Annotated in this window: 3 protein-coding genes; all 3 read right to left on the bottom strand. The window is 37.7% G+C overall.

Going from position 1 to position 2547, the window contains the following annotated elements; translation table 11 throughout:
- Nucleotides 1-218 precede the first annotated feature (218 nt).
- The 3 genes from RBQ93_RS12405 to RBQ93_RS12470 all read right to left on the bottom strand — a co-directional run bounded on the left by RBQ93_RS12405 (nt 219) and on the right by RBQ93_RS12470 (nt 2513).
- A complete protein-coding gene (locus RBQ93_RS12405; protein WP_320372434.1) occupies nt 219-1736 on the bottom strand; it encodes a lamin tail domain-containing protein in 1518 nt (505 codons plus the stop codon).
- A gap of 42 nt (nt 1737-1778) precedes the next feature.
- Nucleotides 1779-2198 carry a hypothetical protein gene (locus RBQ93_RS12400; RefSeq protein WP_320372433.1) on the bottom strand — a complete coding sequence of 140 codons (420 nt, stop codon included), beginning with the start codon at nt 2196-2198 and terminating at the stop codon, nt 1779-1781.
- A gap of 234 nt (nt 2199-2432) precedes the next feature.
- Nucleotides 2433-2513 (bottom strand): hypothetical protein, encoded by an 81-nt coding sequence (locus RBQ93_RS12470; protein ID WP_413818385.1) that lies wholly within the window; start codon nt 2511-2513, stop codon nt 2433-2435.
- Nucleotides 2514-2547: the final 34 nt, after the last annotated feature.

Raw genomic sequence — 2547 nt, 5'->3', positions numbered from 1 at the left:
CATCTATGGAACAATTTTCAGTTTTTGTGAATAAGATAAAACACTACTTATTACATAAGTAATTAACTGCAATGTTTACTTTATCTTATGAAGGGGAAAAATGCAACAAAAACCACCGAAAATTATCTGCAAATAGCGAGTAATATTTTAAATAAAAGCAAAATCGACGGCTTACAAAATTTCTTACTACCCAAGCGCGATTGCTCTATTGGTCAAAATTAAATTTGCTTCTTCTTATTGGTGAAATAAAAACCCGAAAAAGCTACCAGGGCAAGCATGCCCATGATCATCGTTAACTGGTCATTATTTATCATAGTAAATGGGTTCCCTATCGCTTCTGGATGACTAGCCGCCCAAGTTTCTAAATACGCCATCCGGGTTCGTGCCTCAATAAATATGGAATCCTCATTGGTGACAAATTCATTTTTTGCCGTTGCACTCATATAACCATATTCCAACTGTAAATTACTTAGGACCATGCCACATTGTCCCGCGGCATTTTCCCCAATCCCATGATTAACATATTGGGCAAAGGCCAGGGCTTGTTGATAATCCGTTAAGCGGATTATCAGGTTCATGGTATGCCATCCAAGGTAAGAAGCGGTATTTTGGGGATATACCTCCCACTCTAATGCAGGATTAAATACTTGGGGGTTTTGCTGAACACCCGTGATAATATCGGCTTTACGGACTAAAGTATGTTCATTTGTGGAAACTTCACCAATCGTCCAAGCTGTCCCGGGATCCATACCAATTTGCCCAAAAATATCAACATATGTGCCAGTTGAAATTTTATATAAGGCAAGCGCATCATCACCGTTAAAATTAACAACATCACTATTTATGGAAGTGATTCCTAGTGGTAAGGTTAAAGCCGCGGAACTTCTTTGATAAATAATCGTGGAGTTGGAAGGTAGTACACCGGATAATGTCATCTGTTTACTCACTGTCGCCGAACCATTTACATACAATTGTAACTGATAATCCGCCAAGTCCACTGTCTGCCCAGTTCCGTTATAAATTTCAAGATATTTATTATTAGCACTCCCTTCAATGTACTCGGAAATAATTAAATCCGCCGCATAATCAACCACGCCCGGTTGGGCGTTTAAATTTGTGACCATAATCAGATAACTCGTGGATTTACTGTCATAGAAAACCGTGACACTTTGTTCACCGAGTTCCATCGTATCAACAAGGGAAACAGTAAATCCACTTGCTAGTTCAAGGGTGGTGTTATTATAACGCGCCATAATTATCAACCCGGTATAATCAAATGGTTCGCCTAAGGGAAAAATAGTGTTGTGGCTGGATGTTTCTTTAATGAAGATATTCTCTAAAATAATCGCATCCACAGTAATCTCGGTAATGTTTGCTGTTTGTTCCCCAGTGGCATCCGCATAATGGGCAATCACAGTCGTGGTTCCGGCGATTAATGGCTGCGGCGTATAGGTCGTGAATGCAGTCACATCTTTTGTTGTTGCATCATTATAGTAAGCTATTACCTGAATACCAGTTGGATTAAACAAATCACCAGCAAAATATGCTGTTTGATTGGGAGTTCCTTGGATGGATATTGCTTCCAAGGTCACAATTGGAATATCTGCATCATAATAAATGGTAATGTCATCAATAATTAATTCAGCTTTATCACCTGTTTTGCTCCCCGCATTTTGCATTTGCCAGCGTAGATTAACGAACTCGTCTGATCCCTCTAAATCAATAATATAGGTCACTTTTTTTGCACTGGAAGATCGCCCATAGTTGGTAGATGAAAACTAGGTGAGCCGATTATCTAAACTATAACTAAAATTGAGCGAAATATTTGGATCCGATTTATAGAAAAAGTCAACTTTAGTGATATGGGGAATAGCAAAAACGGTTTCTAAAGCCGGCTTTTGCGCATCAACATAACCGCGTAAATGCGCGGATGGTGATGTTATTGCATTTGTTAAAGAAACCGTACCATTGAGAAAATCCCAATAATAAGGGGCTGTCCCTTGATTAACACGAGGCTGGTTATAAATAGTGCTCGTGGTAAATCCTTCACTAATCGCAAAGGAAGTTTGATGATAAACTTCTTCCACGATGGTTTCTCCCGCCACTTTTTCTTTTTGCTTTTCTAAGGAAAAAATCACGGATATAAAAGCCGTAAAACCAACAATGGAAGTAATTATTTCTTTGGAAATGATTCTCACAATTAATTCCCTCCAAGAATTAATCCTATGAAATATCTATCTTGATACTTATATATTTGCACTAAATGTCAAATCTTGCAATAGTATTAAAAAAACGCGAAAATTTCGCTTTTATACTCAGAAACGCATTAATTTCTTAAAACGATTCAAAAATTATTTATTTCAACTTGAACTTTATGAAACGCGCAAAAAAAAGCGCACGTTGAAGTGCGCTTTAAGAGGAAGGAATTGGATTTAATTGTTATATCTCTTTTTACTTACTAAATAGAACCCGGCTACCGCAGTTAAACCAAGTATACCAATAATTAATGTGATTGGCGTATTGCTTGATAAATCCAGCGGATTTGCT

It is taken from the genome of Trichlorobacter sp., from assembly GCF_034008105.1.
In the GTDB taxonomy this organism is placed as follows: Bacteria; Desulfobacterota; Desulfuromonadia; order Geobacterales; family Pseudopelobacteraceae; genus Trichlorobacter.
This window is presented reverse-complemented; position numbering and strand designations above follow the sequence as displayed.